Source organism: Stenotrophomonas maltophilia group sp. RNC7 (genome assembly GCF_030910085.1).
GTDB classification, from domain to species: Bacteria; Pseudomonadota; Gammaproteobacteria; order Xanthomonadales; family Xanthomonadaceae; genus Stenotrophomonas; species Stenotrophomonas sepilia.
This window is the reverse complement of sequence record NZ_JAVFVN010000443.1, coordinates 1-333: the sequence shown is the minus strand read 5'-3', so window position 1 is coordinate 333 and position 333 is coordinate 1. Positions and strand designations below refer to the sequence as shown.

1 protein-coding gene is annotated in these 333 nt (G+C 38.7%); it reads right to left on the bottom strand.

Features of this window, described 5'->3' with window-relative positions; genetic code table 11:
* Positions 1-333 (bottom strand): single-stranded DNA-binding protein (gene ssb / locus RCF13_RS07445; RefSeq protein ID WP_308141035.1); only part of this gene is annotated, 333 nt, incomplete at both ends.

Genomic DNA, 333 nt, shown 5'->3' with positions numbered 1-333 from the left:
TCTTGCAGGTGTTTCACTCTTTGCATACTCTAGGAACTCCACGTTATCCGCAATAACTTCTGTAACATATCGCTTTTCTCCAGTTTGAGTTTCATATGATCTCGTTTGAAGTCTACCTTCGAGACCTACCAATCTACCTTTTGCTAGGTAATTAGCACAGTTCTCTGCACTCTTGCCCCATACGACTACGTTGAAAAAGTCTGCTTCCTTTTCTTTGGAAAAAGTTCTATTTACTGCTATACTAAAGGTGGCAACAGCTTTGCCACTCTGTATGTATTTAAGGTCTACATCTTTTGCTAGTCTACCGATTAAAACAATCCTGTTAATAACAAT